The following is a 25972-nucleotide window of genomic DNA, read 5'->3' as shown; positions in this document are numbered from 1 at the left end:
CGGGTACTACTCCTGGGTGCTCTCCACGTCCGCCTGCTCCTCGCGGCCAAAGGCCCACAAGAGCAGCTCGGACGGTTCACCGCGCACGAGTTCCACGCGCCGGGCGGACTTCTTGCCGCCGCGCACCGCACCGAAACCGCCCGCGAGTAGCACCACGGACTCGGACTTCTTGCGCAGCAGTGCCGGGCCCATGAGCTTGAGCACGTTCCACAGGTCTTTCTGCTCGTCGTTGAGCAACTGCCGGGCGTGCCACTGAGGCTGCGCGCGGCGGACGTCCTCGTGGTGGATGAAGAACTCCCCGGTGTTCATCCGCTTGTCGATCGGGGACCAGCGACCCGGGGAGAAGAGCGGGGGGCGCTCCACGAGGTCCACGAGCTTCTCCCACGGCATCTCCCGGTAGTCGGCGTCCACCGACTTGGCGTGGCGCCCGAGCACGGGCAGCTTGGGGGAGAGCATCCCGGCGACCGCGTCCGGACGGGAATCACGGATGACCAGGTGGATCGCGAGGTCCCGGGCGTCCCAGCCTTCGCACAGGGTGGGGGCGTCCGGCCCCACACGGCGCAGCAGCGCGGCAAGATGACGACGTTCGACATTGGCGAAGTTGGTCACGTGAACATCCATTCTGTGGGGTGGACCGTCACGTCCACGGTAGACGGGCGCCGCGGTGATTGCCACCGCCGCGCGCGCTCACGAGGCGGGGTCCGCCGCGTTGAACTGCGCCCTGTAGAGGTTGGCGTAGGCCCCGTCCGCCTCGATCAGCTCGTCGTGGGAACCCTGCTCCACGATCCGCCCCGACTCCATGACGATGATCGTGTCCGCGTCCCGGATGGTGGAGAGCCGGTGGGCGATCACGAAGGACGTGCGGCGCTCCCGCAGCGCGGCCATGGCCTTCTGCACGAGCAGCTCCGTGCGGGTGTCCACCGCGGAGGTCGCCTCGTCCAGGATGAGCAGGGACGGTTGCGCCAGGAACGCCCGGGCGATCGTGATCAGCTGCTTCTCACCGGCCGAGACCGAGGAGCCGTCCTCGGAGATCACGGTGTCGTACCCGTCCGGCAGGGCGCGCGCGAAACGGTCCACGTACGTGGCGCGCGCAGCGGCCAGTACCTCCTCGTCCGTGGCGTCCTGACGGCCGTAGCGGATGTTCTCCCGGATGGTGCCGCTGAACAACCACGCGTCCTGGAGCACCATGCCCACCTGTGAACGCAGTTCGTGGCGGGAGAGGTCCCGGATGTCGATCCCGTCCAAGCTGATCCGGCCCGCGTCGATCTCGTAGAAGCGCAGGATGAGGTTCACGAGCGTGGTCTTCCCGGCGCCCGTGGGTCCGACGATCGCCACGGTGCGCCCCGGAGCCACGTGCAGGCACATGTCCTCGATCAGGGGCTCGGCACCCCGGGCCAGGGCGGCCTTGTCGTAGGAGAAGTTCACGTGGTCGAAGCGCACCTCACCGCGCAGCGTGCCCGGCAGGTGGGCGGTGGGCGTCTCCGGTTCCTGTTCGGGGGCGTCGAGCAGTTCGAAGGTGCGTTCCGCGGAGGCGATGCCGGACTGCAACTGGGTGGCCATGCCCGCGACCTGGGACAGCGGCTGGGTGAATTCCCGGGAGTACTGGATGAACGCGGTGGCGTCCCCCAGGGTCAGCTGGCCCGTGGCCACGCGCAGCCCGCCCAGCACGGCGATGCCTACGTAGGACAGGTACGAGATGAACTGCATGACCGGCATGATCGTCCCGGACATGAACTGCGCCCCGAACGCCGCCCGGTACAGTTCCTCGTTGCGCTCGTCGAACTGCTGCTGCATCTGACGCTGTCGGCCGTACGCGTGCACGAGCTCGTGGCCCGAGAAGGATTCCTCGATGTGCCCGTTGAGCTGACCCGTGGCGTGCCACTGCTGTTTGAACAACCGCTGGGAGCGGGTGCCGATGATCCCCGCCGCCACGGCGGACAACGGCAGAGCCACGAGCGCGACGAGCGCCAACTGCCACGAGACGATGAACATCATGACCATGATGCCGAGCACGGTCAGCACGTTCTGCACGAGCTGCGCGAAGGTCTGTTGCAGCGCCGTCTGGATGTTGTCCACGTCGTTGGTCACGCGGGACATCACGTCCCCGCGCTGGCGCGCGTCGAAGTAGCTCAGGGGCAGGGCGTTGACCTTGCGCTCGATCTCCTCGCGCAGGTCGTACACGACCCGCATGACCACGCGGTTGAGCACGTAGCCCTGCAACCACATGAGCACCGAGGCCACGGTGTACATGCCGAGCACCACGAGGATGAGGGTGCCTAGTCGGGTGAAGTCCACGCCCTGTCCCGGGACGAGCGTCATGGCGGACATCATGTCCGCGAGCGTGTCCTGGCCCTGCGCACGCAGCCCGGCCTCGACCTGTTGCTGGCTCGCGCCCGCTGGCAGGGATCTGCCGACGACGCCGGCGAAGATCACGTCCATGGCGCGTCCCAGCACGCGCGGGGCCCACACCGTGAGCACCACGGACAGCACGACGGCCCCGACGACGACGGCGAGCGCCGCCTTGTGCGGGGCCATGAGCTTCACGAGCCGCCCGGCCGAGGCCCAGAAGCGCTGCGGCTTCCGAGCCGGTTCCTGTGTCTCGCTCACCGTTCGCCTCCTGTGGTCTGTTCGGCCGAGAGCTGTGACGTGACGATCTCCCTGTAGGTGTCGCTCGCGGCCACGAGCTCCTCGTGGGTGCCGCGCGCGATGATCCGGCCGTGCTCGAGGACCAGGATGAGGTCCGCGTCCGTGATGGTGGAGACGCGCTGGGCCACCGTGATTACGGTGGCGTGCCGGGTCACGGGGCGCAGGGCGGCGCGCAACCGGGCGTCCGTGGCGACGTCGAGTGCCGAGAACGAGTCGTCGAAGACGTAGACCCGGGGGCGGGCCACGAGGGCGCGGGCGATGCTGAGCCGCTGGCGCTGACCCCCGGACACGTTGGTCCCACCCTGGGACACGGGGGCGTCCAGACCCTCGGGCATCTCGCGGACGAAGTCGTCCGCTTGGGCCACGCGCAGGGCCTCCCACAACTCGTCGTCGGTGGCGTCCGCGCGGCCGAAGCGCAGGTTGGACGCCACGGTCCCGGAGAACAGGAACGGCCGCTGCGGGACCAGGCCCACCCGGCCCGCGAGGTCGTCCGGGGCGTAGTCGCGCAGATCCACCCCGTCCAGCAGCACACGGCCGGTCACGGGATCGAGCAAGCGGGGGATCAGGCTAATAAGTGTGCTTTTCCCGGAACCCGTGGCCCCGACCACGGCCACGGTGCGTCCCGGTCCCGCCGCGAAGTCGATCCCGGACAGCACGGGATTCTCCGCGCCGGGGTACTGGAACGTGACGTCCTCGAACCGGACGTGGCCCACCGGGTGCGGTGCTACGGCCGGTCGCTGCGGCGGGTGCATGGTGGGGCGGGTGTCGAGCACCTCCCCGATCCGCTCGGCGCACACGACCGCGCGCGGGACCATCATGAACATGAACGTGGCCAGCATCACGGCCATGAGGATCTGCAGCATGTACTGCAGGAAGGCGGTCAGCGCCCCGACCTGGATCTGGCCCTGGTCCACGCGGTGGCCGCCGAACCACAGCACGGCCGCGGTGGCCAGGTGCATGACCATGTTGATCACGGGGAACATCAGCACGAACAGCGCCCCGATGCGCAGGGAGATGTCCGTGAGGTCCTGGTTCGCGCTGCGAAAACGCGCGGTCTCGAACGGCTCCTTGACGAAGGCGCGGATCACCCGGATCCCGGTGATCTGTTCGCGCAGCACCCCGTTGATCCCGTCGATGCGTTCCTGCATGATCCGGAACCACGGCATCAACCGGGAGACCACGAGGCCCAGCAGCACCCCCATTACAGGGATGGACACCCACACGAGCCACGACAGCCCCGGGTCCTCCCGCAGGGCCATGACGATCCCGCCCACGCACATGATGGGCGCCATGACCATGAAGTTCAGGCCCATGAGGGTGAGCATCTGGATCTGCTGGACGTCGTTGGTGGTGCGCGTGATCAGCGACGGCGCCCCGAACTTCCCGACCTCGCGCGCGCTGAACTGCCCGACCCGGCGGTAGACGTCCCGGCGCAGGTCCCGGCCCACACCGATCGCCGTGCGGGCACCGCACCACACGGCCACGACGGCAGCGATCACCTGGGCGAACGCCACGGCGAGCATCACGGCGCCGGCGCACCAGATGTAGTCGGTGTCCCCGCGGGCCACGCCGTTGTCGATGATCCGGGCATTGAGGCTCGGGAGATAGAGCGTAGCGATCGTGGCCGCCAGTTGGAACACGAGAACGCCCACGACCCACGGGACGTAGGGGCGCGTGAAAGTGCGTAACAAACTCAGCAGCATGACGGTCGATCCTGACGTCGAGCACGGAGGGAGCCGAATACGCGCCCAATATACGCGCGGGCCGGGACACGCTGAACGGACCGGGGCACCCCGGGTGATCCGGGTGTCACGCGCTAAAGTTTCGGTGCACCGAAACTTGCCGTTCCACGCGGTGCGCGGGACGGTGGACCTGAGCAGGAGGCCACCATGACGTCGGGCAATCCAGCGCCGCAGGACGCGACCGGTGCGGGGGGTACGACGGCGCGGGCGTCGTCGCACGGGACCATCGCCGCACTCGGTCCGGCGTTCGTGGCCGCGATCGCTTACGTGGACCCCGGCAACGTGGCCGCGAACGTGAGTGCGGGTGCGGGGCATGGCTACCTGCTCGTATGGGTGCTCGTGCTCGCCAACCTCATGGCCATGGTCATCCAGTACCTCTCCGCCAAGCTCGGGATCGTGACGGGGCTGTCCCTGCCGCAGGTCCTAGGCGATTCGCTGCCGCCCGGTACCCGGGTGCTCTACTGGGCCCAGGCCCAGCTCATGGCGATCGCCACGGACGTCGCCGAGGTGATCGGCGGGGCGCTCGCATTGTGGTTGCTGTTCGGCATCCCGTTGCCCCTGGGCGGGGTGATCGTGGCCGCGCTGTCCATGCTCGTGCTCGCGCTCCAGAACCACCGCGGTCAGCGCGTGTTCGAGACCGTGATCCTGGGGATGCTCGGGATCATCACGGTGGGGTTTCTCGGGGGACTCGTGGTGGGCCCGCCCGATCCGCGGGGTGTGCTCGACGGTCTGGTACCGCGGCTGGAGGGCTTCGAGTCCCTGGTGATCGCGGCGGGGATGCTGGGTGCCACCGTGATGCCCCACGCGATCTACATCCACTCCGCACTGAGTCGGGACCGTCACGGCATGGGCCACGCCCCAGAGCGCGTCTCCCAACTCCTGCGCGCGACCCGCGTGGACGTGGTGCTGGCACTCGTGGTGGCCGGTGCGGTGAACATAGGGATGCTCCTGCTCGCGGCCAGGAACCTCTACGGCGTGGAGGGCACGGACACGATCGAGGGTGCGCAGCACGCGATCTCCGACGCGCTCGGGCCCGCCGTGGGGGTCGTCTTCTCCCTGGGGTTGCTGGCCTCCGGGCTCGCCTCCACCGCAGTGGGTGCGTACGCGGGGGACGTGGTCACGGCGGGTCTGTTGCGGTGGCGCATCCCGCTGCTCGCGCGGCGGCTGATCACGGTGATCCCCGCCGTCGTGATCCTGGCGCTCGGCGCGGAACCCACTGCAGCCTTGGTCGGGAGTCAAGTGGTGCTGAGCTTCGGGATCGCGTTCGCGCTCATCCCCCTGGTGCGCGCCACGGGCAGGGCCTCCCTCATGGGCCGCTTCCGCAATGGCCCGGTGCTCGCGGCCATCGGGTGGGTGAGCGCCGCGATCGTGGTGGTGCTGAACGTGGTCCTGCTCGTCATGGGCGTGGGAAATGTGGGTTAGGGGCTAGCAAAACCACATAAACAGACATAAGCTCACATCACACAGGGGTTTCACCGCCGACACCCCGGTCCGTGAGGTGAAGATGTTCGCTGCAGAACGCCACGAGGAGATCACACGCACCGTGAGCCACGAGCGCCGTGTCAACGGTGCGGGACTGGCGAAGCGGTTCGGTGTGACCATGGAGACGATCCGCCGGGATCTCGCCGTGCTCGAGTCCCAGGGGAAACTGCGCCGTGTGCACGGCGGTGCCGTGTCCGTGGACCAGTCCACGAGCGGCGAACAGGGGATGGACTCCCGATCGCGCCTCGCGGCCGATGAGAAACGGGCCATCGCCCGCAAAGCCCTCGAGGTACTCGAACATGCCGAGGCCGGTGCCGTGGTCCTGGATGCCGGCACCACGGTCGAGGCGCTCGCGGACCTGTTGCTGGCCCGGGACAACCACCTGCCCGGCGGGCAGGAACAGCTGATCATCACCCACGCCCTGCACATCGCGGCGAAACTCGCGGACGCCGAGGGTGTGGGGCTCGAGCTCGTGGGTGGGCGGATCCGCAAACTCACGTGGGCGGCCACCGGCTCGCGGGCCGCCCAGCACTACGACCAGTTGCGCCCGGACCTCGCGTTCGTGGGTTGCAACGGCGCCCACGCCTCCTTCGGGCTGTCCACCCCGGACCCCATCGAGGCCGTGGTCAAGGCGACGATCGTGCAGGCCGCGCGCCGCGTCGTCGTCCTGTGCGACGCGAGCAAGCAGGACCAGGAGACCCTCACGCACTTCTGCTCGCTCGAACAGATCGACACCTTCATCACCGACCGCGCTCCCGTGGGGGAGCTGGCCCAAGCCCTCGAAGACGCCGACGTGGAAGTGGTTCTCGCATGATCATCACCGTGACCCTCAACCCCTCCGTGGACCGCACCGTGGACCTGCCCGGCCCGCTGGCCCGCGGTCGCGTGCAGCGCGCGAGCGACACCCGCCAGGACCCCGGGGGCAAGGGTGTGAACATCTCGCGCGCGCTGGCCGCGAGCGGTGTGGACACTGTGGCCGTGGTCCCGGGGGACGGCACTGATCCGCTGTTCACCGCGCTCGACGCCGCGGGGGTGCGCTACGACAGCGTGTCCATCGGTGCGCCCGTGCGATCCAACATCACCGTGACCGAACCGGACGGGACCACGACCAAGATCAACGAGCCCGGCCCCCCGCTGGACGAGCACACCGTGGACCGGATCGTGGAACGGATCGTCTCCCGCGGCGCGGGTGCGCAGTGGCTCGTGTTCGCGGGGTCCGTGCCGCCCGGGCCCGCCCCGGACGTCTACGCCGTGCTGGCCGCCCGCGTGAGCGGCGCGCTCGGTGCGGCCGCGCCGTCGTTCGCGCTGGACACCTCCGGGGACGTGCTGCGCGCGGCTCTCGCCCCGGGTGTCACCGTACTGCCGGACGTGATCAAACCCAACGGCCACGAACTCGCGGAGCTGCTGGGCCGCACCGACGGCGATGCGCTCGAGGCCGATCCGCGCGCCGCAGCGGACGCCGGGCGGGAGCTCGTGGCCCGCGGCGTGGGGGCCGTGCTGTGCACTCTGGGCGGCAACGGTGCCGTGCTCGTGACGCCCGAGGGCGCGTGGCACGCCGTGCACGAACCCGTCACGGTGCGCTCGACCGTGGGCGCCGGCGACAGCGCCCTGACCGGGTACCTCGTGGCCGCCCAGCGCGGGGAGGCCCCGGCCGAACGCCTGCGCCGGGCCGTGGCCCACGGCTCCGCCGCCGCCGCCCTGCCCGGGACGCAGATGCCCACGGTCGCGCAGACCACGCCCGACGCCGTGCGGGCCACGCAGCTGACGTCCGCACGGCAAAGCGCCGCGACACCGGACGTCCCGACGCCGAACCCGGCCGCGCCCCGCGAGACGCAGCCCCGGACCTGATCCACCCACCGCCCCGTAGCCAAGGAGCACCGACATGTCAGATCTGATCAATCCCGGCCTGGTCCTGTTGGACCGGGACCTGGGCGAGTCCACGGAGAGTGTGATCCGTGCACTCGCGGCCACCGTCCACCGGGAGGGCCGCGCGAGCACCGCGGATTCCCTCGCCGCGGACGCCCTGGCCCGGGAGGCCAAGAACGCCACCGGGATCCCGGGCGGGATCGGCATCCCGCACTGCCGCTCCGAGGCCGTCACGCAGGCCACCCTGGTCATGGCGCGGCTCGCCCCCGCCGTGGACTTCGGGGCCAAGGACGGACCGGCGGACATCGTCTTCTTCATCGCCGCACCGGCCGGCGCGGACCAGGAGCACCTCAAGCTGCTGTCCAAGCTCGCACGTTCCCTCATGAAGAAGCCCTTCGTGGCGTCCCTGCGCGCAGCGCAGTCGCCGGAGGAGGTCGTGGACATCGTGGACACGGCCCTCGGTCTCGCTCCGCAGCCGGACGACGCCGCTGCGGCACCCACCGCGGCGACCGGAACCGCGGCCACGGGATCCTCCGCCGCGACCGGTCCCGCCGCGACCGGTGCCGACGGGTCCGCTGCCACGGGAACCGGCGGTGCCGCTGCCGGCGCAGCCGTAGCTGGTGCGAGCGGTGCGACCGCGGCGTCGAACGCCGGGACGCAGGCACCCACCGGAACGCACGCGCCGCTGACCGAATCCGCGACGTCGACGGCGCCCGATGACGCGGGCGCCCGGGGTCCGCGCAGGCTCGTGGCCGTCACGGCGTGCCCCACCGGCATCGCCCACACCTACATGGCCGCGGACGCCCTGGCCAACACCGCCCAGGAAATGGGAGTGGACCTGCAGGTCGAGACCCAGGGCTCCTCGGGCGCCACGCGTCTGGACCCGGCCGTGATCGGTCAGGCGGAGGCCGTGATCTTCGCGACCGACGTGGACGTGCGGGAGCGCTCGCGGTTCGCGGGTCTGCCGTACATCGCGTCCGCGGTCAAGCGCGGGATCGACGAACCCCGCGAGATGATCCAGGAGGCCCTCGAGGCCGCGGACGATCCCCAGGCGCCCAAGGTCACGGGCGACGGCGGTGAGATCTCCGCCGCCGTGACCGGCAGCGAGGGGTGGGGCACGCGGATCCGCAAGGCCGTGATGACGGGTGTCAGCTACATGATCCCGTTCGTGGCCGCGGGCGGTCTGCTCATGGCGATCGCGTTCATGATCGCGGACCCGGTGCTCGTGGCCCAGCAGGCCGACGACATCCTGGCCACCACCACCCTGGGCAACCTGGGGGACGTGTCCCTGGCCATGTACCTGGGTGCGGTGCTGTTCAAGACCGGCAACCTGGCGATCAGCCTGTTGGTCCCCGCGCTCGCGGGCTACATCGCCTACGGGCTCGCGGACCGTCCGGGCATCGCCCCCGGCTTCGCGGCCGGTCTCGTGGCCAACTTCATGGGCGCCGGGTTCATCGGCGGCATCGTGGGCGGTCTGCTGGCCGGCATCTGCGCGTACTGGCTGACGCTGCCCCGGCTGCCCCGCTGGCTTGGATCACTCATGCCCGTGGTCATCATCCCGCTGCTCGCCACGCTGTTCGCCGGCGGGTTGCTGTTCCTGCTAATCGGCGGGCCCATCGCCGCGTTCATGACGTGGCTCACGAGCCTGCTCGCCGGGATGAGCGGTGCCTCGGCCGTGGCCCTGGGTGCCGTGCTTGGTCTGATGATGTGCTCGGACCTGGGCGGTCCCATCAACAAGGTGGCCTATTCCTTCGCCGTGGCCGGACTGGGTGCCGCGACCGTGACCAACACGGCGCCGCAGGAGATCATGGCCACCGTGATCGCCGCGGGCATGGTGCCCCCGCTCGGGATGGCGCTCGCCTCCACCGTTCTGGGCCGCAAGTACTTCAGCGCCGCGGAGCGTGAGAACGGCAAGACCTCGTGGCTGCTCGGCGTGTCCTTCATCTCCGAGGGTGCCATCCCGTTCGCCGCGGCCGATCCGCTGCGCGTGATCCCCGCCTCGATGGCCGGTGGCGTGATCACCGGTGCCCTGACGATGGCGTGGGGCGTGACCTCGGCTGCCCCGCACGGTGGGATCTGGATCCTGCCGGTCGTGGACGGACGCTGGGGCTTCGTGGCCGCCATCCTGGCGGGCACCGTGGTCACCGCCGTGCTGGTCACCCTGTTCAAGCGCATCGGCAACGTGAAAAAGCACGTGGGCGAGGTCCCCGGGGTTCCGCAGACACAACAAACCGTGGAAGTGTGAGACATCATGACTGACAACGACGTGACCGGTGCCGCACAGCAGCGCGTGGAACTGCGCGGTGTGGGGGTCAGCCCCGGGCGTGTGATCGCCCCCGTGGTGCACATGGCACCCGCCGTGAGCGAGCCGCCCGAGGGCGAGCCGCTCACAGGGGACGCCGAGGCCGCGATCGACCGCCTCAAGGCAGCGGCGCTCGAGGTCAAGGCCGAGCTCAAGGAAAGGGCCGCTCGGGCGCGCTCGGAATCCGCGGCGGAGGTACTCAAGGCCACGTCCCTCATGGCGGGGGACAAGGCCCTGATCAAGAACGCGGGCAAGCTCGTGACCGATCAGCAGCTCAGCCCCGAGCGGGCGCTGTGGCAGGCTGCCACCGCGTACGCGGACCAGATGCGGGCCATGGGCGGCTACATGGCCGAACGTGCCGCGGACATCGAGGACGTCCGCGCGCGCATCGTCGCCCGACTGCGCGGGGAAGACGCCCCGGGCGTGCCCCAGCGCAAGGAGCCGTTCGTGCTCGCGGCCGAGGACCTCGCACCGGCGGACACCGCGGTGCTGGATCCGGACGTCGTCGTGGCGCTGGTGACCGCCTCCGGCGGACCCCAGTCCCACACGGCGATCCTCGCGCGCAACCTCGGGCTGCCGGCTGCCGTGGCCGTCGAGGGGATCCTCGAGGTCCCCGCGGGGACGCCCGTGTTCGTGGACGGTGCCGAGGGCGCCGTCGTCGCGGCACCGGCAGAGCACGAACGCGAGGCAGTGACCGCGTGGCAGCGCGCGGCCGCGCAACTCGCCTCCTTCGACGGCCGGGGCGCGCTCGCGGACGGCACCGAGGTCCCGCTGCTCGCCAACGTGGGCACCGGCGACGACGCCCGCGCGGCCGCCGAGGCCGGCGCCGAGGGCGTGGGATTGTTGCGCACCGAGTTCTGCTTCCTGGGCCGGGACAGCGAACCCACCGTGGCCGAACAGACCCAGGCGTACGCCGAGATCTTCGCGGCGTTCGAGGGCAAGAAGGTGGTCGTGCGTACGCTCGACGCCGGGGCGGACAAGCCCCTGCCCTTCCTCACGGACACCACCGAGCCCAATCCCGCGCTCGGTGTGCGCGGCTACCGCACCGACTGGACCACCCCGGGCGTGCTGCAGCGCCAGCTCGAGGCGATCGCGGCGGCGGCCCGGGAGACCGGTGCGCACGTGTGGGTCATGGCACCCATGATCGCCACCGCGGAGGAGGCCGCCCGGTTCCACGAACTCGCGAGCGCCGAGGGGCTGCAGGTCACCGGCGTCATGGTCGAGACACCCGCCGCGGCCATCACCGCCGAGCAGATCCTCGAGCGCGTGGACTTCGTGTCGCTCGGGACCAACGACCTCACCCAGTACACGATGGCCGCGGACCGCATGCTGGGTGCACTCGCCGAGTTGAACTCCCCGTGGCAACCGGCCGTGCTGCGCATGATCGAGCGCACCGCGGCGGGTGCGCGAGCGGCGTCTGACGCGTCCGGTGAACACAAGAACGTGGGCGTGTGCGGCGAGGCCGCCGCGGACCCCGCGCTCGCCGTGGTGCTCGTGGGGCTCGGGGTGGACACCCTGTCCATGAGCGCACGCTCGCTCGCCGCCGTCGCCGCCGTGCTCGCCCGCGTGGACACCGCCCAAGCCGAGCGGCTGGCCGCACTCGCCGTGTCCGCCACGAGCGCGCGCGAGGCCAAGGAAGCCGTGCGGGCACAGTTGCCCGTGCTGCACGAACTGGGGCTGTGACCCCGCCCGAACCAGCGTCACCCGAACCGACCCAGCAAGGAGCTGACATGTCAGAACGCATTGCCACCGTGGCCTCCCGTGTGGGGCTGCACGCCCGGCCCGCCGCGATCTTCGCGGAGGCCGCCGGCGAGTACGAGAACCTGGAGATCACCATCCGCGCCGAGGGCGAGGACGCCGAGGAGGGCATGGACGCGTCCTCGGTGCTGTCCCTGATGTCCCTGGGCGCGGCCCACGGGGACAAGGTGGTCCTCGCGGCCGACGGCGACGGCGCCGAGGAAGCCCTCGAGCACCTCGCCTCGATCATCGAGACGGACCTCGACGCCGAGTGATCCTCCCCACCGCCGGCGCCGGGCGCCCCTGTGTGGGCACCCGGCGTCGGCGCTTTCCCGGGGGGTGATCGTCGCATTCCGGTGACCGGGGTCGGGGCCCAGGGCGAGGAGTACGGTGAATCGCATGGTGCGGTTTCTCATTCTGACAGGTCTGGTCGTGGCCACGATTGCCACGGTTCTCGCAGCGGTCTTCGGTCCCTGGGGATGGTGGATCCTCGCAGTCATCTTCTTCCTGCTGTTGCTCGTGGGCATCCGCGATGCGACGCAGCGCAGGCACTCGATCCTGCGCAACTTCCCCGTGCTCGGGCACGCGCGGTTCTTCATGGAGAAGATCCGCCCCGAGATCCAGCAGTACTTCATCGAGCGCAACTACGACGGCAAGCCGTTCAACCGTGACCAGCGCTCGCTCGTGTACTCGCGGGCCAAGGGCTTCAAGGGCGACAAGGCGTTCGGCACCGAGCTCAACGTGAACGAACCGGGCTACGAGTACTTCGTCCAGTCCGTGGCGCCCAAGGCGGCCCCGGAGAGCGAGCACCGCGTGCGCCTGGGCGGGCCGGACTGCAAGCAGCCGTACGACGCATCGCTGCTGAACATCTCCTCCATGAGCTTCGGCTCCCTGTCCAAGAACGCCGTGCTCGCCATGAACAAGGGCGCGGCCATGGGCGGGTTCGCGCAGGAGACCGGTGAGGGCGGGCTGACCAAGTACCACCTCGCCCACGACGCCGACATCATTTGGGAGTTCGGTTCCGGGTATTTCGGCACGCGTGACGAGAACGGCAACTTCGACCCGGAGGCCTTCCGCAAGAAGTCCAACCTGCCGCAGGTCAAGGCCATCAACATCAAGCTCTCCCAGGGCGCCAAGCCGGGCCTGGGCGGCGTGCTGCCGGGCTCCAAGGTGACCGAGGAGATCGCGGAGGCGCGCATGGTCCCCGTGGGCCAGACCTGCATCTCCCCGGCCAGCCACTCGGCGTTCACCACGCCGCGCGGTCTGATCCAGTTCGTGGCCCACCTGCGGGAACTGTCCAACGGCAAGCCGATCGGCTTCAAGCTGTGCGTGGGCTCGCGCGTGGAGTTCCTGGCCATCTGCAAGGCCATGATCGAGGAGAAGGTCACCCCGGACTTCATCATCGTGGACGGTTCCGAGGGCGGCACCGGTGCTGCACCGCTCGAGTACCAGGACCACGTGGGCACCCCGCTCGTGGAGGGTCTGATCCTGGTGCACAACGCGCTCGTGGGTGCGGGACTGCGGGACCGGATCAAGATTGGCGCCGCCGGGAAGATCACCTCGGGCCACGACATCGTGCGCCACATCATCCAGGGTGCTGACTTCTGCATGAGCGCGCGCGCCATGATGATGGCCGTGGGCTGCATCCAGGCCCAGGCGTGCCACACCAACAAGTGCCCCGTGGGCGTGACCACGCAGAACCCCAAGCTCTACAAGGCCCTGGACATCGAGGACAAGGGTGACCGCGTGGAGCGTTACCACCGCCTGACCGTGGAGGAAGCGGGCCAGATCATCTCCACCATGGGCTGCGAGCACCCCGAGGAGCTCACGCGTCAGATGCTGCGCCGCAAGGTCACGGCCACCCAGAGCATCTCGTACGAGACCCTCTACCGCTGGCTCACGCCGGGCGAGCTGTTCGAGGGCGTCGAAGGCGGTTGGGGTGAGGACTGGGATTACGCCGATCCGGACAAGTTCACCCCGGGTCACCCGGGCAAGTACGTGTTCAAGGGCCGCAGCCCGCTGGAACCCGGCGACGTCATGCCGGCGGACGATCGCGAGCCGGCGCTGTCCGGTGCCCGCGGCGGCGAGCGCGGTACCGAGTCCGCCACGCCGCGCACGAGCGGGCCGTCCGCGGGGCAGGCCTCCGAGGCGAACCCCGGGCAGTCCACCGCGGGCACGAGCCGGCGTCCCGAGGGGCAGCCTGGCAACGCGGCCGGTGCCCAGCACACGACGAGCGACCCGTCCCCGGACTCCGATCACGTGGACCCCTCCGACGACTCACGCACCCGCAACCCCGGGCTCGCCTGAGCCCGAGGGATACCATGTGAGGCGGTGCCGCGACAGCGCGGCACCGCCTCACATCGTCAGTGCCCCCCTGTACAGGATTGAGAGAGCCTTGCGAGAATTCACGGCACGTTTTGCCACCGATCAGGAAATCGCCGAGTGGGACTCCCACGTCACGGCCAACCCCTCGGGCGGCAACCTGTTGCAGTCGGAGGCGTTCGCGCTGGTCAAGAAGGACCACGGGTGGAAGCCGCAGTACGTGGTGTACGAACCCACGGACGGTTCGCAGCCCAGTTATAACCTGGTGCTCGAGAAGTCCGTGCCCGCCCTGGGCAGGCTGTGGTACATGATCAAGGGTCCGGACGTGGCGAGCGTGGACGACATCCCCGGCATCGTGGCGGCCAACGAGCGCTTCGTGTCGGGTCCCGCGCGCGGCGTGTTCGCGATCAAGTACGAACCCGAGATCGTGGCCTCCGACTACGCCGCGGGCGTGATGGCGCGCAGCGGACTCGTGAAGTCCTTCGAGATTCAGCCCAACGACTCCACCGCCGTGCTGGACACGGACATGGACGAGAAGGCCCTGCTCAAGTCCCTGCACTCGCGGGGTCGCAACGCGGTGCGCCGTGCGACCCGCGAGGGCTGCGAGGTGGACCAGGTCCCGCTCACGGAGGAGAACATGCGCGCGATGTACGCGCTCATGGATTCCGTGGGTCAGGGTCACGCCAAGGTGACCCTGCGTTCCTACGAGTACTACCGGGCGTTCTGGAACAATTTCGCCGATCGCGGTCAGGGCCGGCTCTACTTCACGTACGAGGACGGCAAGCCCTCGGTGGGTGCCTACGTGATCTCCTACGGGCGCAAGGGCACCTACAAGGACGGCGGCTCCAAGCCGCGGCGCAAGCAGTACGGGGACTCGCACCTCGTGCAGTGGAGCGCCATCACGGACCTGAAGCAGGACCACGAGATCACCCAGTACGACTTCTGCGGGACCCCGCCCTCCGACCAGCTCAAGAACAAGGAGCACCCCTACTACGGTCTGGGGTTGTTCAAGACGAGCTTCACCAAGACTGTCGTGGATTACGTGGGCGTTTGGGATCAGCCACTCAGCCGCGCGAAATACGCTGTGTGGAACAACGTGGCGGAGAAGGTACAGCGCCAGTTGTGGGTGCGCCGCACGGGTCAGCCCTTCTACTGACAGGCGGCCGCGGCCCCTCCACCCGGCCCCCGCTCGCCCGCAGGCGAGGACGTGGGCGAGCACGGGCGCGCGAGCGGATGCGTGTGGGCCGCACCCCAGCACACAGGAGTCGAACAGTGCCTGCGGCGGCAGGGAAGGGTGATCCCACGTGAGCGTGAGCGAGCAATTGACGCGTCTGGCGCACCAGGGCTACCCGTCCTCGGGTGAGAGCACGGGCCCGCACGCGGTGGACGGTGAACCGTTCGGTCCCGCCGGGGACACCGCGCTGCGCGACGCCGTGCAGCACACGAGTCCGGGGCGTCGTACGCGTTACGCACCGCGCCCCACCGAGGAACAGGCCGCCCGGGCGGAACTGCGTAGCGCGCCCGTGCACACCGACACCCGGACGACGTCGCAGCTGCGGGTCCCCGGCGTCCGTCCCCGCAGCGCCGGGCGCGGTCCCGCGACCGGCACCGGAACGCCGCAGGTCTCCTCCCTGCCCGTCCTCACACCGGGCCAGATCGCCGCCGACCGCGCGGGCCAGGGGCACCGGGCGGCGGTTCCCGCGGCATTGACCGAACCCATCGGCAGCCCGTCCCGGCGTGGCACCGCCCCCGCGAGCTCACCCGTGGAGCGCCCGGAAACCGTGGCGCACGAGCCGGCGCCCGCGACCACCGCGATCTCGCGGGGCGTGTACCCGGCCACCCGGGTCAAACCGTCGCGGGCACCCAAGGCACTGTTGCGCTCCCTCGTGCAGGGGGACGCCGCGCCCACCGCGCCCATGCGTGTGGTGGACCGGCTCACCGCCACACCGTTCCAGCACCTGCGCAAGTTCGGGGACAGCACGGACCGCCAGGCCCGGCGCACCCTGAACTTCGCGCTGCGCCTGGCCGAGACCATGTTCCACTACGGCGCGGACGCGCTGGACGTGGAGAACGCGATCATCGCGGTGTGCGCCACGTACGGGGTGGAGAACCTGGACGTGGACATCACCAACCAGTCGGTGACCATCAACTACGTCGCGGAGACCACGGCCACGGGCAAACTCACCGCCGCCGGCGAGGCCCCGCGGCGGGTCACCGAGGACACCGGTTCCTCCGCCCACCCCGCGACCGCCCTGGCGGGCACACCCGGGACCACGGGGGAACAGCGCGGGAGCTCCGCGCCGCGCACCGGCCAGGACCCGTGGGGCGATTCTTCGACCTCGAGCCACACCGTGATGCGCGTGGTGCGTTCATGGACCGACAACTACTCGGGTCTCGCGGACTCCCATCAGCTCGTAACCCGGATCATCGAGGGCAACACGCCCCTGCGGGACGCCGAACGGGAGCTCGCCCGGATCAACGCCCGGCCCAAGCCCTACCCCAAGTGGGTCGTGTGGCTCGCCACGGTGATCGCGGCGGGGACCATCACGCTGGCGATCGGCGGCAGCCCGGCCGGTGCGCTCGTGGCCGTGGTCTCCTCCGTGGTGGTGCAGTCCGTCACGGCGAAACTGGGGGCGTGGCGCATCCCGGAGTTCTTCTCCCTCGCGGCCAACGCCCTGGTGGTCACGCTCGGTGCCCTGTTGATCTCGGCGGTGGGGGTCGAGGTGTCCCCGCCCAGGGTCATCGCCGGTGGGATCATCATGCTGTTGCCCACCACCCGCATGGTCTCCACGATGCAGGACGCGATCAACGGTTTCCCCGTGACCGCGGCCGGACGACTACTGTCCACCGCCATGGCGTTCCTGGGGATCGTGGCCGGGATCGCCCTGGGGATCACCTTGTCCGCGCACCTGGGGGTCCCACGGATTGACGTTTCCCAGTCCGGGTTCACACCCGCGGCAGCCGTGACCAACACAGTGTTCATGCTGATCTCCACCGCTCTGATCGCGATCACCATGCAGGCGAAGCCGCGTCACCTGCTGCCTGCCGTGGCCGCGGCCCTCGTGGGCCTCGGTTTTTACCACGGCATCGGCAGCTTCGATCCCAGCACACGATTGGCCACGGGCGTGGGGGCTGTGGCGAGCGGTTGTGTGGCCGCGCTGCTCGCGGCGAGGGCCAAGATCCCGCAGGCGATCCTCGCGATCCCCGCGATGACCTACCTGCTGCCCGGGTTGAGCTTGTTCCGCGGAATGTACGCGATCACCGTGGAGAACGAGACCACGGGGAACGGCATCACGGGACTCGTCAACGCCATGGTGTCCATCGTGCTGCTCGCGGCGGGCGTGGTGCTCGCCAAGTACCTCATGCGCCCGTTCATCGAGCGGATGCAGTACCTCTCCCAGCGGCGCAACCGCCGCCGCTGACCGGTCAGAGGATCTTGCCCACGGGCAGCTTCTTCTCCGCCTGGAACGTCTCCTCGGCCCGCCCGGCCGCCCAGTACCCGGACAGGGATACCTGCGAACGCTCGAGCCCGCGGACGTCGAGCAGTTCCTTCCGGGCAGCCTTCATGGTCTCGCGCTCGCCGTGCACGAACGCCTGCACACCCGCGGTGTCCTCGGGCCACGCGGCGTTCGCGAGTCCCGTCACGAGGGCGCGCTCACCGTCCTGCTGAGCGGCGCGGTGCACCCAGCGCACCCGGACGCCCTCGGGGATCGCGAGATCGGTGAGGTCGAGTTCGTGGGAGGCGTCCTCGACCTCCAGGACGGCTTCTCCGCGCGCCGAGGCGGGCAGCGCCTCGAGGTTCGCGAGCACGGCGGGGACGGCGGCGTCGTCGCCAGCGAAGACGCTCCACGCGGCGGCCGGATCCGGGAGCCACTTGCCGCCCGGGCCGAGCGCCACGATCCGGTCGCCGGGGGACGCGGCATCCGCCCACGGCCCCGCATAGCCTTCGGTGCCGTGCAGGGCGACGTCGATCCATACGGTCTCGGCGTCGGGTTCCGTGTGGCGCAGGGTCATGTGCCGCGTGACGGGCTGGTCCTGGGGTGCGGCGTTTTCGCGCGCGGCCCAGTAGTCGGGGAACGCGCCGGGCGCGGTCGCCGCGAGCGTGGCTGCGGAGAAGAAGACGAGCTTGACGTACTTCTCCGGCGCCTCCATGTCCTGGAACTGCTCGGCGTTCTCGATCCTGCACACCACGCGCACCATGCCCGGGGAGAGCTGAATCCGGTCCGTAACCGTGAGGTTGAGCTGGGGTTTGCGGGGTCGCGCCGGAGTTTGTGCCATGCGTCCAGCGTAGGTGTTGCTACGCGGGCAGTTCCCACGAGACGGGCTGGGCGCCCTGTTGTTGCAGCAGCTCGTTGGCGCGGGAGAACGGGCGGGAACCGAAGAACCCCCGGGACGCGGACAACGGGGACGGGTGCACCGATTCCACGGTGGGCGCCCCACCCAGCCAGTCCTTGGTGCCGCGGGCGTCGCGACCCCACAGGATGCCGACGAGGGGTTGCTCGCGCGCCCCAAGCGCGCGGATCGCGCACTCCGTGACCGCTTCCCAGCCCTTGCCCCGGTGGGACGCGGGGGAGCCCGCGCGCACCGTAAGGACCCTGTTGAGCAGCATGACGCCCTGCTCGGCCCACGAGGACAGGTCCCCGTGCGCGGGCGGTGTGATCCCCAGATCGGAGTGCAGTTCCTTGTAGATGTTCTGCAGGGACCGCGGGATCGGGCGCACGTCCGGGGCCACCGAGAACGAGAGGCCCATCGCGTGGCCCGGGGTGGGGTAGGGGTCCTGGCCCACGATCAACACCTTGACCGCGGACATCGGCTCGCGAAGCGCGCGGAAGATGTGGTCCCCAGCGGGCAGGGTGTGGTGGCCCTCGGCGTGTTCGCCGCGCAGGAACTCGCCCACGGCCCGAATCTGCGGCTCCACGGGTTGCAAGGCACGGGCCCACTCCTCGTTCATGATCTCGTGCAACGGGGGCGGGGTGTTCACGGTGCGACCTCCAGGGCGTGCGGCCTCCGGGTACCGCCCGGAGCGTTAGGGTTGAGCCCATGTCTACCACGGGCGACGGCCTCGACGAGCTCGACCGGGCCATCCTGGACCTGGAGTCCGAGCACTGGAAGTACCGCGGCGCCAAGGAGTCCGCGATCCGCTCCCGCCTGGGGTTGAGCCCCGTGCACTACTATCAGCGGCTCAACGCCCTGATCTCCTCAGAGGCCGCCGCGCGCCACGCCCCCATGCTGATCTCCCGGTTGCGCCGCGCGCGCAATCGCTGAGTGGGTCCCCGGGTGCGCGTGGGATAGTGGGCAGCGCACCGCGGACCCCTGACCGCCGCGGGTCCGGCAGGCGGGGCGCACGCCGTCCCACGGTCCCGGCACCCGCGGGTCGGCGCCCCTGATCCCGCCGTTCGTTGAGGAGAGCCACAGCATGAGCGAGTACCCCCGTGACGAGTTCGACGACGTCCCCGAGGACGGCGCCAGGCAGGGTGCCCACCGAGGCCATAACCCGAATGCCCGAGCGGGGTCCCGGGGCAAGTTCCTGGTCATCCTCGTGACCGGTGTGCTCGCCCTCGTCCTGGGGGCGGTGGCCTTCGTGAACGCCCCGCGCACGGCCCAGGAAGCGCTCGCCCTCCCCGCCGCAGCCGTTGCGGTGTCCCCGGACGACGACGCCGCGGCCGGTGCCTCCGCGGTGGGTGCCGTGGCGCTCGGGACGGCCGCGAGCGACGTCGTGCCCGGAGCCCCCGCGGCCGCCTGACCCGCCCGTTCAGCCGGGGACGAAACCTGAGTCCACTGGACGCAGGGCGTTTGCGGTTCCGGCATGACGAGTGCCACTATGGGATTAGCACTCAGTCGCGTGGACTGCTAACCGGGTCCGGTGGTGGTCGCGCGGCGGACGAGTGACATCACGGTGAGGTGGTTGCGGCGCGGTGAGGATCGCGGCGCGGCACCGTCCGTCGCGGGCATCGTGATGACAAGTCTTGTTTGTCAACCGTCCAGGAGGGACGAAACACATGGCAAAGATGATCGCATTCGACGAAGAAGCCCGCCGCGGCCTCGAGCGGGGCCTGAACACCCTCGCGGACGCCGTCAAGGTCACCCTCGGCCCGCGCGGACGCAACGTGGTCCTCGAGAAGTCCTGGGGCGCCCCCACGATCACCAACGACGGCGTGTCCATCGCCAAGGAGATCGAGCTCGAGGAGCCGTACGAGAAGATCGGCGCCGAGCTCGTCAAGGAGGTCGCCAAGAAGACCGACGACGTCGCCGGTGACGGCACCACCACAGCCACGGTGTTGGCCCAGGCCCTCGTGAAGGAGGGCCTGCGCAACGTGGCCGCCGGTGCGGACCCGCTGTCCCTCAAGCGTGGCATCGAGAAGGCCGTGGCCGCCGTGACCGAGCAGCTGCTGTCCTCCGCCAAGGAGATCGAGACCGAGGAGGAGATCGCCGCGACCGCGTCCATCTCCGCCGCGGACCCGGAGATCGGCAAGCTCATCGCCGAGGCCATGGAGAAGGTCGGCAAGGAAGGCGTCATCACCGTCGAGGAGTCCAACACCTTCGGGCTGGACCTTGAGCTGACCGAGGGCATGCGCTTCGACAAGGGCTACCTCTCCGGTTACTTCGTGACCGACGCCGACCGTCAGGAAGCCGTCCTCGAGGACCCCTACATCCTGATCGTCAACTCCAAGATCTCCGCCGTGAAGGACCTGGTCCCCGTACTCGAGAAGATCATGCAGGCCGGCAAGCCGCTGCTGATCATCGCCGAGGACGTGGACGGCGAAGCGCTCGCCATGCTCGTGCTGAACAAGATGCGCGGTGCCGTGAAGTCCGTGGCCGTCAAGGCCCCCGGCTTCGGTGACCGCCGCAAGGCGCAGCTTGCGGACATCGCGATCCTCACCGGCGGCCAGGTCATCACCGAAGAGGTGGGCCTGTCGCTCGAGTCCGCCACGATCGACCTGCTGGGCCAGGCCCGCAAGGTCGTGGTGACCAAGGACGAGACCACCATCGTGGACGGCGCCGGTACGCAGGAGGAGATCGAGGGTCGCGTGGCCCAGATCCGCGCGGAGATCAACAACTCCGACTCCGACTACGACCGCGAGAAGCTGCAAGAGCGGCTGGCCAAGCTGGCCGGCGGAGTGGCCGTCCTCAAGGCGGGTGCCGCCACCGAGGTCGAGCTCAAGGAGCGCAAGCACCGCATCGAGGATGCCGTGCGCAACGCCAAGGCCGCCGTGGAGGAGGGCATCGTCGCTGGTGGTGGCGTGGCCCTGATCCAGGCCGGTGCCAAGGTCTTCGAGTCCCTCGGGCTGTCCGGGGACGAGGCGACCGGTGCCAACATCGTCAAGGTCGCGATCGACGCGCCGCTCAAGCAGATCGCGCTGAACGCCGGTCTCGAGCCGGGCGTGGTTGTGGACAAGGTGCGCGGGCTCGAGACCGGTTGGGGCCTCAACGCCGCCACCGGCGAGTACGAGGACCTCATGGCCGCGGGCATCAACGACCCCGTCAAGGTGACCCGTTCCGCCCTGCAGAACGCGGCGTCCATCGCCGGGCTGTTCCTGACCACGGAAGCCGTGGTCGCGGACAAGCCCGAGCCCGAGGCCGCCGGTGCGGGCGCGGGTGCCGATCCCATGGGTGGCATGGGCGGCATGATGTGATCTCGCTCTTCTGAGTGAGTTCCGCCCGCTACACGGGTGGGCATTTCGAGAACCCCGGGGACACGTGCTGTCCCCGGGGTTCTCGCATCTCCGGGAGCGCTCGCGCACCCGGGTGCTCTTCGCGCGCCCGGGTGGTGGCCCCGGGGTGGTCCGCTGAACCGCGGGCCAATGCGGGACCGGACGATCGCCTGTCAGCGGCGGTGGTTCAACGTGTCGGGAGGTTTTGCGAGGATGAGCGCATGACGATCATCGCTTCCGCGGACGGCTCCGCACTCGGCAACCCCGGACCCGCGGGGTGGGCCTGGTACATCGATCCCACTTCGTGGCGCGCGGGGGGTTGGGCCCACGGGACCAACAACATGGGCGAGCTCACCGCGGTGCTCGATCTGCTCCGCTCCACCCGGCACCGCGCGGACGAACCGCTGCGGGTGCTGTGCGACAGCCAGTACGTGATCAACTCGGTCACCAAGTGGATGCCGGGCTGGAAGAAGAAGGGCTGGAAGAAGCGCGACGGCAAACCCGTGCTCAACATGGAGATCATGAAGGCGCTGGACCGCGAGCTCTCCGGTCGGGACGTCAGCTTCGAGTGGGTCAAGGGGCACGCGGGTCACGAGCTCAACGAGGCCGCGGACGAGCGCGCCCGCGCCATGGCCACGGCCTACCAGTCCGGCACCGCGCCGGAGGACATGCCCGCGGGGCCGGGCTTCCGGGACGACGCGGGCCGCGGAATCGAGGCGGGAGACGTGGAACCGGATCTTTTCTCCGCGTGGGCCTCCTCGGAGGACCTTCCGGCGGGTCACGCCGGGTCCACGGACTCCCCGGATTCCGGCGGCACCCCCGAGCATCTCATCTCGGACGCGGCCTCGCGTGAGGCCACGGTTCTCGGCCGCGGGAATGCTCCCGGTGGACCGGGGGAGTCCCTGCACCCCGACCTGGTGTGCGTGGACCGGCGAGGTGCCACGGCAGCCCCCGAGTCCGTGCTGAGCATCGTCGAAGCCGCAGGGTGCGAGCCCCGGGAGCTGCGGGTCACGGCCCTGGGCGCGCACGCCTACCACGTGAGCTACCGGCTCGAGGAGACATCCGTCGTGACCCGGCGCAGTTCCGTGTGGGTCCGCGAGGACCAGCACCACGACATGGGCCCATGGCTACTGCGGTACCACCAGGTCACGGCGGAGGTCTGAGCCCGGGCTCACCCGGCGAACATCCGCGCGTTCGCGGCCTCGGTCTCGGCGTACTGGGTGCCCGCGGTCGCGAGCGCCTGGTTGATCTGGGCCACGGCCTGTTCCATCTGGGCCTGCGCGGAGCGCCAGGAGTGGAAGGCCTCCTGGAAGCTGGCCGAGGCGGTGCCGGTCCACGAGGCCTGGAGATCGGCGAGCGTGGCGCTCATGCCGTTGACCTCGGAGCTGAGCCGTTCGATGTGCCCGTGGGCCTGCTGAGACTTGGCGGCAATGGTGTCACTGTCCACGACGAAGTGGGCCATGGTGTTTCCTCCCTGGAGCGGATGCGGTGGCCGGTGGGTTGCCGGGCCCGATCCACGCTAGGCAGCTCGTGCCGCGCAACGCCCCGGAGAGGGAGGGGATGGGGACTCAGGCGTCCTCGGAGTCCTCGTCCACAGGTTTCGTGTGGGGGATCCGCACGGTGAAGGTCGCCCCGCCGCCGTCGGTCTCCTCGAGTTTCACCGCGCCGTCGTGCTGGGCGATGATCGCGGCCACGATGGACAGGCCCAGCCCCGTGCCGCCGGTCTCGCGGGTGCGGGAGGAATCCGCGCGGTAGAAGCGTTCGAAGACGCGCTCGGCGTCCTCCCGGTCGATACCGGGCCCGTGGTCGCGCACCTGCAGTACGGAGGTGAACCCGCCGTCCACGGCACTCTCCAGACCCACCGCAAGTTCGAGCGGCGATCCCGCGGGGGTGTAGCGCAGGGCGTTGGTGATCAGATTGGCCACGACCTGGCGCAGCTTGGACTCGTCCCCGTGCACCCACGCGGCCTCGGGCTGGGAGTCGTGCAGCCCCACGACCCGCACCGTGCGGTCCGGTGCCGTGGCGTGGGCGTCGGACGCGGCGTCGTACGCCAGGTGCAAGAGGTCCACTGGTCGCGTGGTGGCGACCCGGCGTTCGTCCAACCGGGCCAGGGTCAGCAGGTCCTCCACGAGCTGGGTCATCCGCTTGGACTCGGACTCGATGCGTTCCATGGCCTTGCCCACGTCCTCGGGCGTCTGCAGCGCGCCGTGGCGGTACAACTCCGAGTACCCGCGGATCGACACCAGGGGGGTGCGCAGCTCGTGGGAGGCGTCCGCGACGAACCGCCGCAGTTTGATCTCGGAGCGGGTGCGGGCGTCGAACGCGTCCTCGATGTGGCCGAGCATCGCGTTGAGCGAGCCCGAGAGCTGTCCGATCTCGGTCTGGGGGTTGTAACCCTCCATGCGCTGGGAGAGGTCCCCCTCCGCGATCCGGGCGGCCGTGGCCTCGACCTGCCGCAACGGTTGGAACGCCCGGGTGACCATGACCCAGCCCACGGTCATGGCCGCGAGCAGGGTGGCCAGGCCGAAGCTGAACGTCAGCAACCCCACGCCGGAGATGATCGCGTTGGTGCGGTCCAGGGGTTCGGCCACGACCACGGACATGTCGAACGCCGCGAGTTTGGTGGGCACCACCCGCCACTTGCGCTCGGGGACGCCCACGGATCCCACGGTCTCCGCCTGGCCGTCGTGGGCCATGACGTAGTCCAGGGTCATCCCGCTCAGATCTGGACTCGAGCTGTCCGGGGACGTGCCGGTACCGCTGCGAGCGCTCGCCACCACGTTGCCGTTCTGATCCAGCAGGTACCCCGAATTGGGCACCGGTGTGGTCACGTCACCCTGCAGCGCTCCCGTGAGCACCGGGGCCACGGTGTTCACGGACCCGCGCAGTTCCTGGTCCATGCTGGTCACGAGCGAGTCGCGCAGCACGGACACGGCCACGAGCGTGGTCACCGAGATGCTGATGGCCAGCAACAGCCCTGTGAGGGCCATCAGCTGGGAACGCAGGGATGCGGAGCGGAACCGGCGGGTGAGGACGTTCAACGGTTCAGTGGCGCTTGTCCGCCGAGCGCAAGAGGTAACCCACGCCGCGCTTGGTGTGGATCAGGGACGGCTGCTCGGGGTCGTTGTCGATCTTGCGGCGCAGATAGGAGATGTAGGACTCCACGATGGAGGCGTCCCCGTTGAAGTCGTACTCCCACACGTGGTCCAGGATCTGGGCCTTGGACAGCACCCGGTTGGGGTTGAGCATGAGGTAGCGCAGCAGCTTGAACTCGGTGGGGGACAGGTCGATCTCGCGCCCGCCGCGGAAGACCTCGTGGGCGTCGTCGTCCAGGACCAGGTCGTCCACGCGCAGCCGGGAGTCCTCTTCCTCGAGCGGCTGGGTGCGGCGCAACACGGCGCGGATGCGGGCGACGACCTCGTCCAGGCTGAACGGCTTTGTCACGTAGTCGTCACCGCCCACGGTCAGGCCGGCGACCTTGTCGTCGGTGTCGTCCTTGGCGGTGAGGAACAGGATGGGGAAGTGGCGTCCGGCGGCGCGCAGCTTGCGGGTCACGGAGAATCCGTCGATGTCCGGGAGCATGACGTCCAGCACGGCGAGGTCCGGGTCCTCGGCCTCGGCCTTGAGCAGGGCGTCCCGGCCGTTCGCCGCGGTGACCACTTCGAAGCCCGCGAATCGCAGGGAGGTGGCCAGCAGTTCCAGGATGTTGGGTTCGTCGTCGACGACGAGCAGTTTTGCTTCGGGTGTTTTCGTGTTCACGCCCGCCAGTATCTCCAAGTTTCCTGAATGGATTCTGTTCTCCGGCCGTCCGTTATCTGGAAGGGCGACGCCGCTGCGCGCGCCTCAGCGGGCCGAGCGCCGTCGCGCGCCCCGCAACAGTTCCACGCACATCAGCAGGAAGGCCACGGGGAGGAAGATCGCGGGGAAGACCGTGAACCCGCCCCAGATCACGTGCCCTCCGGCAGCCGCCACGAGCACCGCCACCAGCGACAGCGCGCACGCGAACGCGAGGACCAGTGCGACGACGAGCAGGGGGGACATGCCCCGGCGAGGGCTCGGGGAGGTGCGGCCGGATGCGGTGGGAACGGTGGGTTCGGACATGGTCCTCACGGTAGCAAGGACCGGTTACGCGGTGGGTTGAATCCGGGCCCGGGGCGATCATGAGGGGGCTAAACTATTGACTTCGCGAGCCGCCCGCGTTCCCGTCGGTGGCCGCGCAGACA

22 protein-coding genes are annotated in these 25972 nt (G+C 69.8%); 13 read left to right on the top strand and 9 right to left on the bottom strand.

From position 1 onward, the window contains the following. Positions 1–6: 6 nt before the first annotated feature. The 3 genes from IE157_RS09410 to IE157_RS09400 form a co-directional block, all read right to left on the bottom strand. Positions 7–609 carry a TIGR03085 family metal-binding protein gene (locus tag IE157_RS09410; RefSeq protein ID WP_231885636.1) on the bottom strand — a complete coding sequence of 201 codons (603 nt, stop codon included), beginning with the start codon at positions 607–609 and terminating at the stop codon, positions 7–9. A gap of 78 nt (positions 610–687) precedes the next feature. Next, positions 688–2607 (bottom strand): ABC transporter ATP-binding protein, encoded by a 1920-nt coding sequence (locus tag IE157_RS09405; RefSeq protein ID WP_131333356.1) that lies wholly within the window; start codon positions 2605–2607, stop codon positions 688–690. Then, positions 2604–4349: an ABC transporter ATP-binding protein gene (locus tag IE157_RS09400; protein ID WP_193519810.1), complete on the bottom strand. Its 1746-nt coding sequence runs from the start codon at positions 4347–4349 to the stop codon at positions 2604–2606. The genes IE157_RS09405 and IE157_RS09400 overlap by 4 nt, the downstream gene beginning before the upstream one ends. Positions 4350–4535: 186 nt before the next feature. On the opposite strand from IE157_RS09400, the gene IE157_RS09395 reads away from it, so the two are divergent. The 9 genes from IE157_RS09395 (at position 4536) to IE157_RS09355 (ending at position 17519) form a co-directional block, all read left to right on the top strand. Further along, on the top strand, positions 4536–5810 hold the full coding sequence (locus IE157_RS09395; protein ID WP_064847223.1) for an Nramp family divalent metal transporter: 1275 nt from the start codon (positions 4536–4538) through the stop codon (positions 5808–5810). An 82-nt stretch (positions 5811–5892) separates the two neighbouring features. Further along, positions 5893–6684 (top strand): DeoR/GlpR family DNA-binding transcription regulator, encoded by a 792-nt coding sequence (locus IE157_RS09390; protein ID WP_064847222.1) that lies wholly within the window; start codon positions 5893–5895, stop codon positions 6682–6684. Further along, positions 6681–7718 carry a 1-phosphofructokinase family hexose kinase gene (locus IE157_RS09385; protein ID WP_193519809.1) on the top strand — a complete coding sequence of 346 codons (1038 nt, stop codon included), beginning with the start codon at positions 6681–6683 and terminating at the stop codon, positions 7716–7718. Before IE157_RS09390 ends, IE157_RS09385 begins: the two co-directional genes overlap by 4 nt. A gap of 34 nt (positions 7719–7752) precedes the next feature. Continuing rightward, positions 7753–9981, top strand: a complete 2229-nt coding sequence (locus tag IE157_RS09380; RefSeq protein ID WP_193519808.1) for a PTS fructose transporter subunit IIABC — start codon at positions 7753–7755, stop codon at positions 9979–9981. A gap of 6 nt (positions 9982–9987) precedes the next feature. After that, on the top strand, positions 9988–11721 hold the full coding sequence (gene ptsP / locus IE157_RS09375; protein WP_064847220.1) for a phosphoenolpyruvate--protein phosphotransferase: 1734 nt from the start codon (positions 9988–9990) through the stop codon (positions 11719–11721). 47 nt (positions 11722–11768) lie between these two features. Further along, a complete protein-coding gene (locus tag IE157_RS09370) occupies positions 11769–12050 on the top strand; it encodes an HPr family phosphocarrier protein (protein ID WP_035963817.1) in 282 nt (93 codons plus the stop codon). Positions 12051–12174: 124 nt separating this feature from the next. Next, positions 12175–14082: an FMN-binding glutamate synthase family protein gene (locus tag IE157_RS09365; RefSeq protein WP_064847219.1), complete on the top strand. Its 1908-nt coding sequence runs from the start codon at positions 12175–12177 to the stop codon at positions 14080–14082. 88 nt (positions 14083–14170) lie between these two features. Then, complete coding sequence (locus IE157_RS09360; protein ID WP_193519807.1) at positions 14171–15253, top strand: lipid II:glycine glycyltransferase FemX; 1083 nt, start codon at positions 14171–14173, stop codon at positions 15251–15253. A 148-nt stretch (positions 15254–15401) separates the two neighbouring features. Beyond that, the gene (locus IE157_RS09355) at positions 15402–17519 is read left to right on the top strand and encodes a threonine/serine exporter family protein (RefSeq protein WP_193519806.1); all 2118 of its coding nucleotides are present in this window, start codon (positions 15402–15404) and stop codon (positions 17517–17519) included. A 4-nt stretch (positions 17520–17523) separates the two neighbouring features. On the opposite strand, the gene IE157_RS09350 is transcribed toward IE157_RS09355, so the two are convergent. Beyond that, a complete protein-coding gene (locus IE157_RS09350; RefSeq protein WP_193519805.1) occupies positions 17524–18375 on the bottom strand; it encodes a siderophore-interacting protein in 852 nt (283 codons plus the stop codon). Between the two features lie 19 nt (positions 18376–18394). Next, entirely contained in the window at positions 18395–19078 is a 684-nt protein-coding gene (locus tag IE157_RS09345; RefSeq protein ID WP_082943443.1) for a uracil-DNA glycosylase, read from the bottom strand. 59 nt (positions 19079–19137) lie between these two features. Between IE157_RS09345 and IE157_RS09340 the strand changes: the two genes are divergently transcribed. The 4 genes from IE157_RS09340 (at position 19138) to IE157_RS09325 (ending at position 22912) form a co-directional block, all read left to right on the top strand. Beyond that, positions 19138–19362 carry a DUF3263 domain-containing protein gene (locus IE157_RS09340; RefSeq protein WP_035963809.1) on the top strand — a complete coding sequence of 75 codons (225 nt, stop codon included), beginning with the start codon at positions 19138–19140 and terminating at the stop codon, positions 19360–19362. 151 nt (positions 19363–19513) lie between these two features. Continuing rightward, positions 19514–19840 (top strand): hypothetical protein, encoded by a 327-nt coding sequence (locus IE157_RS12955; RefSeq protein WP_241181032.1) that lies wholly within the window; start codon positions 19514–19516, stop codon positions 19838–19840. A 256-nt stretch (positions 19841–20096) separates the two neighbouring features. Beyond that, a complete protein-coding gene (gene groL / locus IE157_RS09330) occupies positions 20097–21731 on the top strand; it encodes a chaperonin GroEL (protein WP_064847215.1) in 1635 nt (544 codons plus the stop codon). Positions 21732–21970: 239 nt separating this feature from the next. Then, on the top strand, positions 21971–22912 hold the full coding sequence (locus IE157_RS09325) for an RNase H family protein (protein WP_193519804.1): 942 nt from the start codon (positions 21971–21973) through the stop codon (positions 22910–22912). Between the two features lie 8 nt (positions 22913–22920). Here IE157_RS09325 and IE157_RS09320 read toward each other — a convergent pair whose 3' ends face one another. The 4 genes from IE157_RS09320 to IE157_RS09305 form a co-directional block, all read right to left on the bottom strand. Further along, positions 22921–23211 carry a WXG100 family type VII secretion target gene (locus IE157_RS09320; protein WP_064847213.1) on the bottom strand — a complete coding sequence of 97 codons (291 nt, stop codon included), beginning with the start codon at positions 23209–23211 and terminating at the stop codon, positions 22921–22923. Positions 23212–23317: 106 nt separating this feature from the next. Then, the gene (locus tag IE157_RS09315; RefSeq protein WP_193519803.1) at positions 23318–24790 is read right to left on the bottom strand and encodes a sensor histidine kinase; all 1473 of its coding nucleotides are present in this window, start codon (positions 24788–24790) and stop codon (positions 23318–23320) included. Positions 24791–24794: 4 nt separating this feature from the next. After that, the gene (locus tag IE157_RS09310) at positions 24795–25508 is read right to left on the bottom strand and encodes a response regulator transcription factor (RefSeq protein WP_035963961.1); all 714 of its coding nucleotides are present in this window, start codon (positions 25506–25508) and stop codon (positions 24795–24797) included. A gap of 84 nt (positions 25509–25592) precedes the next feature. Further along, positions 25593–25850 (bottom strand): hypothetical protein, encoded by a 258-nt coding sequence (locus IE157_RS09305; RefSeq protein WP_193519802.1) that lies wholly within the window; start codon positions 25848–25850, stop codon positions 25593–25595. Between the last annotated feature and the right edge of the window lie 122 nt (positions 25851–25972).

This window comes from Kocuria marina (genome assembly GCA_014652975.1).
Classification (GTDB): domain Bacteria; phylum Actinomycetota; class Actinomycetes; order Actinomycetales; family Micrococcaceae; genus Kocuria; species Kocuria marina.
Note: the sequence above shows the minus strand (reverse complement) of the source record. Positions and strands in the feature narration are given on the sequence as shown.

Coding starts and splice junctions, on each gene's coding strand:
- groL (WP_064847215.1), top strand. CDS start 20,097: ATGGCAAAGATGATCGCATTCGACGAAGAAGCCCGCCGCGGCCTCGAG.
- IE157_RS09365 (WP_064847219.1), top strand. CDS start 12,175: ATGGTGCGGTTTCTCATTCTGACAGGTCTGGTCGTGGCCACGATTGCC.
- IE157_RS09390 (WP_064847222.1), top strand. CDS start 5,893: ATGTTCGCTGCAGAACGCCACGAGGAGATCACACGCACCGTGAGCCAC.
- IE157_RS09395 (WP_064847223.1), top strand. CDS start 4,536: ATGACGTCGGGCAATCCAGCGCCGCAGGACGCGACCGGTGCGGGGGGT.
- IE157_RS09385 (WP_193519809.1), top strand. CDS start 6,681: ATGATCATCACCGTGACCCTCAACCCCTCCGTGGACCGCACCGTGGAC.
- ptsP (WP_064847220.1), top strand. CDS start 9,988: ATGACTGACAACGACGTGACCGGTGCCGCACAGCAGCGCGTGGAACTG.
- IE157_RS09400 (WP_193519810.1), bottom strand. CDS start 4,349: ATGCTGCTGAGTTTGTTACGCACTTTCACGCGCCCCTACGTCCCGTGG.
- IE157_RS09305 (WP_193519802.1), bottom strand. CDS start 25,850: ATGTCCGAACCCACCGTTCCCACCGCATCCGGCCGCACCTCCCCGAGC.
- IE157_RS12955 (WP_241181032.1), top strand. CDS start 19,514: ATGAGCGAGTACCCCCGTGACGAGTTCGACGACGTCCCCGAGGACGGC.
- IE157_RS09320 (WP_064847213.1), bottom strand. CDS start 23,211: ATGGCCCACTTCGTCGTGGACAGTGACACCATTGCCGCCAAGTCTCAG.
- IE157_RS09350 (WP_193519805.1), bottom strand. CDS start 18,375: ATGGCACAAACTCCGGCGCGACCCCGCAAACCCCAGCTCAACCTCACG.
- IE157_RS09340 (WP_035963809.1), top strand. CDS start 19,138: ATGTCTACCACGGGCGACGGCCTCGACGAGCTCGACCGGGCCATCCTG.
- IE157_RS09380 (WP_193519808.1), top strand. CDS start 7,753: ATGTCAGATCTGATCAATCCCGGCCTGGTCCTGTTGGACCGGGACCTG.
- IE157_RS09370 (WP_035963817.1), top strand. CDS start 11,769: ATGTCAGAACGCATTGCCACCGTGGCCTCCCGTGTGGGGCTGCACGCC.
- IE157_RS09325 (WP_193519804.1), top strand. CDS start 21,971: ATGACGATCATCGCTTCCGCGGACGGCTCCGCACTCGGCAACCCCGGA.